1 protein-coding gene and 1 pseudogene are annotated in these 535 nt (G+C 53.0%); both read left to right on the forward strand.

The window, feature by feature from the left end:
• Positions 1-424 (forward strand): annotated as a pseudogene (locus FDX22_RS21755) (FGGY-family carbohydrate kinase); the annotation flags it as partial.
• Position 425: 1 nt separating this feature from the next.
• Positions 426-535, forward strand: a 110-nt coding sequence (locus tag FDX22_RS21760; RefSeq protein ID WP_304571801.1) for an RbsD/FucU domain-containing protein, incomplete at its 3' end; no start/stop codon positions are given.

Here is a 535-nt window from a genome sequence, read left to right on the forward strand (position 1 = left end):
AAGGCGTGAAGATGCACTGCGACCTGCTGGCCTCTCAGAATGCCGGCTGGCAAGGGGTTACGCTCAATACCACCCGCGGGCATTTTTATCGCGCCGCGATGGAAGGACTGACAGAACAGTTGCAGAGAAATCTGCACACGCTGGAAAAAATCGGTCACTTCCAGGCGACCGAACTGCTTCTGGTTGGTGGAGGAAGTCGTAATGCACTATGGAATCAGATAAAAGCGAACATTCTGGGTATTCCCATCAAAGTGCTGGATGATGCCGAAACGACGGTTGCCGGTGCAGCGATGTTTGCCTGGTCCGGTATCGGCGANCCGGTATCGGCGAATTTGCCTCTCCGGAACTGGCTCGCGCGCAGGTGGACTATCAGTATCGTTACTTCTATCCACAAACAGAACCCGTATTCACAGGAGTCGAGTGACATGCTCAAAACGATTTCCCCCTTAATTTCCCCGGATCTGTTAAAGGTGCTGGCTGAAATGGGTCACGGTGATGAGATTATTTTTTCCGACGCCCACTTTCCGGCCCACAG

It is taken from the genome of Citrobacter sp. TBCS-14 (genome assembly GCF_005280805.1).
Classification (GTDB): Bacteria; Pseudomonadota; Gammaproteobacteria; order Enterobacterales; family Enterobacteriaceae; genus Citrobacter; species Citrobacter gillenii.